The sequence below is a fragment of the uncultured Campylobacter sp. genome (genome assembly GCF_937997595.1).
Taxonomy (GTDB): Bacteria; Campylobacterota; Campylobacteria; order Campylobacterales; family Campylobacteraceae; genus Campylobacter_B.
Map to the genome: position 1 here is coordinate 1 of NZ_CALKTS010000183.1, position 2,754 is coordinate 2,754.

The window sequence follows — 2,754 nt, forward strand, 5'->3', positions numbered from 1 at the left end:
TAGGCATCGAGATGCCGCGCTCGAAGGTCGATCTGGATCTTACCAAGCTAGCAAGAAATTCCGCTTATAAAAATTTAGCCGATACCGACGGGCAGGAGTTTAACGTAAATGTAAGCGCGATAGGAAACTACGGCGGAGATTACAAAGACCGCTCGGGCGGCGTCAAATACGATCACAAGAGCGACGGAATTTTACTCGGAGCCTCCAAGAGAGTAGATGATCTTACGCTGGGCGTGATCTTTGGATATCAAAAATCGGACGCTTGGTACGAGGGCAAATTCGACGGTGTCAAAGAAAACATCAAATCCTACGAGTTTGGTTTGGCGGGCAGATACGATTTTAGCGAGAACGTGGATTTGGCGGTAGGCTTAACCTATTCGACAAACGATCATAAATTTGAAACCAACAACGGATTCGGCGCTATCCACGGCGCGAAATACAAATCGCAAATTTGGGATTTTAGCACCAGAGCCGGATATAAATTCTTATTTGAAAACGGTTACATTAAGCCATATTTGGGGCTTGGAGCGATTAGGGTGAACGAAGATGCGATCTCTAGGCTTAAATTTAGCTCCGCTTCAAAAACCGCACCGAACGGCACGGCTGGAATTTACGCGATCAAAGCTTTCGGCGATCTGCAGATATTTGCAAATGCGGAGTACGAGCATCGATTTAGCGGCGATTCGTATCACGCGAGCAGAAAGTATTCGGATAGATACGACGTGGAGGGGCTTGATTATTCTAGCGGCGTATTTAACGGCGCGATCGGACTGAAATATAAGATCCTTCAAAGCGTCGGACTCAGCGCGTCGTACGAGTTAAGCGAGAGCAAAAATAGCCTGGCAAGAGCCGCTTTTGACGTGGAGTTTTGATTTTAATCGGAGTAGTCCAAGGATAGGCAGCTTGAAGCACGATTACAAATTCCTCTTTGCCGCAAAGCGAAAATTTTATGAAATTTGCGGCTAAATTTTACCTGGGCTTTGCTGCGAAATTTTAAAATTTCAGCTGTGGATTTTGCTTGCATATTTTCTCGCTTTTAAATTTCATGCACTTATCGCTTTTATGCTACTTTCAATATAAAGAATAATGCGGATTTTGCAGTAGAATTTTGCACGTGTCTTTTAACGGTATGAAATTTTAAAATAGTGCTGCTTTAAATTCCGTGATTATTAAATTTTAAAATTCCATATGCAAAGAAATTTTAAAATTTTAAATCTGGTTCGATAAAGAGATTTTGCTAAGCGGCGGGATTATAAAAATTCTAAAGCAATGGCCCGCGTGAAATTAAGAGGTCAATCCGGATTAATTAAAATCTCTAAGACTAAGACGATGGGGTAGAATTTTGCGGATCGCTCCGCAAAATTTTAGATTATTTTAGTTTATCCATTTCGATGATGTAAGGCACCGAGTTTACCCCCGCACCGAAGTATTTGGCAGCTAGGGCTTTTGCAGCATTTAGCTCGGCAGCGCTTACGTCTTTGGCACCTGCTTTGTTATCTTCAGCGTAATATTTTTTAAAAACCGCTATCTTTTGCTCGTCGGTTTTAGCATTTTTGATCTCTTTGTAGATGAGCGCGGATTTTGCGTGGCCGTCATCGCCGTGAACGGAGGTCATGACGATATCGACATTGTTATTTTTTAACGTTTCTTCGATCCTTGCCATCTCTTTGCGGCAGAATGGGCACAAAGCGTCCGTCAGCATCAAAATCGTAGGTTTTTTTGGATCGTTTCCTAGCTTGATGATATTGTCTTTGTTTTCGGATTTTACGACCTTTGCCAGCTGTCCCGCAACGCGGTCTTGCTTGATCTGCTCTTTGTAAACCACGCGTTTTTTAGGATCGATGATGTCCGTAAATATCAGATCGCCTTGAGTGAAAATGATCTCCTCTTGCGACATATTGCCTTGAGAAATCTTTAAAACGACCGCCTCGACGCCCTTTGGCTCGCTAAGCGGGATGCGCTCGGCGACCTTTATTTCGATGCCTTGAGGCGCGCCGCCGTAGATAGATAAAATTTCGCTGTCGCTTAAAGCCGCGTTTAGGCTCGCTGCGAGCGCAACTGAAGTTAAAATAGCTTTTTTCATTTTTTTCCTTTGCAAAAAATTCCGCGCATTGTAGTGCAAAATTTTAAATTTTTACTTTTTCAGATAGCGTTTATTGTCGATCGTAACGATATTCCCCATTTTATCTAGGTACTCGAGATAGCAGATGACGAATTTCCTGCTAAGCCCAAGCTCCTCTTTGGCGTTAGTGACGTTTACGAAGCCATCTTTTTCGATGATTGCGTAGAGGCGTTTGATCGCTAGGGCTAAATTTTCAGCCTCGACGAAGAGATTGTGCGCGAGACGGACGACCTTTTTGGCGTAGGTCAGCTTCTTTAGCGCGTCATCGCCGCTACTGCGGTCGATCTCTAGCTCGTCATAGACGTTATACGGCGCGAGAGGCGCTATGCCACCCTTTTTGATGAGATCAAAAATTTTACTCTCCAGGCTCTGTTTGAGCGCGTCAAAATCCACCCCCGATTTTACGTAAACTCCGCCCTTTTTGGAGACGATGCCGCTTCGCTCAAGCTCGCTAAGCGCGCGTGCGGCGAGTTCTTCGCTAGCCCACGAGAGCTTTAGAGCGATCGAGGCAGGCGAAAAGATCGCGTAGTCGTTTTTTGAGACGATAAATTTTATGAGGCTTTTTACGTCCTTGATCGCGCTTAGATCGTAAACGCATAAATTTGCTTCGTCAAAATACGTCCCCTCTAAGC

Annotated in this window: 3 protein-coding genes; 1 reads left to right on the forward strand and 2 read right to left on the reverse strand. The window is 44.3% G+C overall.

Translation table 11 applies throughout. The features are described from left to right. Window positions 1–872 (forward strand): autotransporter outer membrane beta-barrel domain-containing protein (locus Q0614_RS06570; RefSeq protein WP_298787437.1); only part of this gene is annotated, 872 nt, incomplete at its 5' end. Window positions 873–1,369: 497 nt separating this feature from the next. Here Q0614_RS06570 and Q0614_RS06575 read toward each other — a convergent pair. Beyond that, window positions 1,370–2,083, reverse strand: a complete 714-nt coding sequence (locus Q0614_RS06575; RefSeq protein ID WP_298787439.1) for a histidine kinase — start codon at window positions 2,081–2,083, stop codon at window positions 1,370–1,372. A gap of 51 nt (window positions 2,084–2,134) precedes the next feature. Further along, window positions 2,135–2,754: SelB C-terminal domain-containing protein (locus Q0614_RS06580; RefSeq protein WP_298787441.1), on the reverse strand; the 620-nt coding region annotated here is incomplete at its 5' end.

Bases quoted from the DNA above. Each gene is read 5' to 3' on its own strand.
- Q0614_RS06575 (WP_298787439.1), bottom strand. From the start codon at position 2,083: ATGAAAAAAGCTATTTTAACTTCAGTTGCGCTCGCAGCGAGCCTAAAC.